Source organism: Lyngbya sp. CCY1209 (assembly GCF_055795065.1).
In genome coordinates this window covers 1-1,805 of record NZ_JAYFER010000049.1, presented here as the reverse complement: position 1 = coordinate 1,805, position 1,805 = coordinate 1, and the positions used below count along the sequence as shown (strand labels likewise).

General features: G+C 59.9%; 2 protein-coding genes and 1 pseudogene. 2 read left to right on the top strand and 1 reads right to left on the bottom strand.

The features are described 5' to 3' along the window. Window positions 1-320, bottom strand: a pseudogene (locus tag AC0QHF_RS00260) (photosystem II D2 protein (photosystem q(a) protein)); the annotation flags it as partial. 346 nt (window positions 321-666) lie between these two features. On the opposite strand from AC0QHF_RS00260, the gene AC0QHF_RS00255 reads away from it, so the two are divergent. Beyond that, window positions 667-933: a UPF0367 protein family gene (locus AC0QHF_RS00255; protein ID WP_324702189.1), complete on the top strand. Its 267-nt coding sequence runs from the start codon at window positions 667-669 to the stop codon at window positions 931-933. After that, the gene (locus tag AC0QHF_RS00250) at window positions 930-1,619 is read left to right on the top strand and encodes an energy-coupling factor ABC transporter ATP-binding protein (RefSeq protein ID WP_324702188.1); all 690 of its coding nucleotides are present in this window, start codon (window positions 930-932) and stop codon (window positions 1,617-1,619) included. The genes AC0QHF_RS00255 and AC0QHF_RS00250 overlap by 4 nt, the downstream gene beginning before the upstream one ends. The last annotated feature ends 186 nt before the right edge of the window (window positions 1,620-1,805 follow it).

Sequence of the window (1,805 nt, the reverse complement as noted above, 5' to 3'; positions counted from 1 at the left end):
AGCTGGCACCAGCGGGTGAAGTCCCACTGGGCTTCGGGACCCCACAGGAACAGCAGGGAGTGTCCCAGGCTGTTGGCGGGGGTGCTGACGGCGGCGGTCAGGAAGTTGCAGCCTTCCAGGTACGAGCTGGCGAGTCCGTGGGTGTACCAGGAGGTGACGAAGGTGGTGCCGGTGAGCCAGCCGCCCAGGGCCAGGTAGGCGCAGGGGAACAGCAGGATTCCGGACCAGCCCACGAACACGAACCGATCGCGCTTCAGCCAGTCGTCGAGGACATCAAACCATCCTCTCTGAACTTGAGGGCGCTCGACTGCAATAGTCATAAACGCAATTTCTCCGAATACATATGATTACAGGGCAAGTGAGCCAACTGCACTGTGTATTATTTTATAGCCCACCTCCGCTGCTATAGCAGAAAGTCGGCGAAATGATAAGCGCAGTTAACTTTTCTTTACCACTCTTAACAGTATAGAGATAAAGTCCGAGTGTGGCAACCTTTATCGGATCGGTAGGGGAATCCCGACCGACGGGCGTTTGCAGGGGTTGGGACGGCGCGATCGCCTCCATTCCGGCGATCGAAGCGCTCTCATATTCGGCCGCGACCGCCCTCGATCTGACATACTGTTTAAGAGAGATCCGGTGTGAAACTTAACATTTCCTTAAGATTCTATGTTCACCATTGACATCATCGTGAAGTACGTTCCCGTACCGCTATCGGTACAGCGCAAGACCGAAGAAGACGCGATCGCGGTATACAACCAAGTGTCGGACCTGATGCGCTCCGACACCCCGCAACTGCTCGAACTCCACTGCGAAAAGATGCCGGACAAAAAAGTGGCCGTCCTCAGCAGCGAAATTTCCGCCGTGCAGATTTCCCAGAAATCCGGCGCCACGGCCACCGGCAGACCCCCCGGTTTCGTCGCCCTGACGGAATGATCGATTCGCCGCGACTGGAAACGCCGAACCCCGCCATCCGAGTCCAAAATCTCAACTTTCAGTGGCCGGGGGGCGCTCGGGTGCTCAAATCCTGCTCCCTCGCCGTCCCGGAGGGAGAATTTTGGATGCTCCTCGGCACCAACGGCAGCGGGAAATCCACCCTGTTGCGACTGTTGGCCGGATTGCTGGAATCCCAGTCCGGCGACATCGACATCCGGGGGCGGGTCGGGTTCGTGTTCCAAAACCCCGACCACCAACTGGTGATGCCCACCGTCGGGGCGGACGTGGCCTTCGGCTTGGTGGAAGATCGACTGCCGCAACCGGAAATCCGGCAACGGGTGGAGGACGCTTTGGCGGCGGTGAAACTGCTGGAATTGCAGCGGCGGCCGATTTACGCCCTCAGCGGGGGACAGAAACAGCGGATCGCGATCGCGGGGGCCCTAGCCCGCCATTGCCAAGTGCTGCTGTTCGACGAACCCACGGCCCTCCTCGACCCGGACAGCCAGCGGGACTTGGTGAGTCAAGTCCGCCAGTTGGTGAAAAACCGGGGCATCACCGCCCTCTGGGTGACGCACCGCCTGGACGAACTCGACTACAGCGACGGCGCCTTCCTGTTGGAAAATGGCCGCGTCGTCGCGGCAGGCAACCCCGAACCCCTGAAGCGGCGGTTGATGCGACGGGTGTAGGGAGTCGGGAGTCGGTATGAGGGAGTCGGGGGCACAGGAGTAAGTCGGCAGCGAGAAGAGATCGATCCTCTGGCTGAGTGGGATGCGTCCGGCTCGGTCAAGGTCGGTCTGTAACCAATCCCCGCGAAGACAGCGACGGGGCTTTCTAGCCCTAACCTGTTACTCTGTCTCGCAGAGAGCAAGACA

Coding starts and splice junctions, on each gene's coding strand:
- AC0QHF_RS00255 (WP_324702189.1), top strand. CDS start 667: ATGTTCACCATTGACATCATCGTGAAGTACGTTCCCGTACCGCTATCG.
- AC0QHF_RS00250 (WP_324702188.1), top strand. CDS start 930: ATGATCGATTCGCCGCGACTGGAAACGCCGAACCCCGCCATCCGAGTC.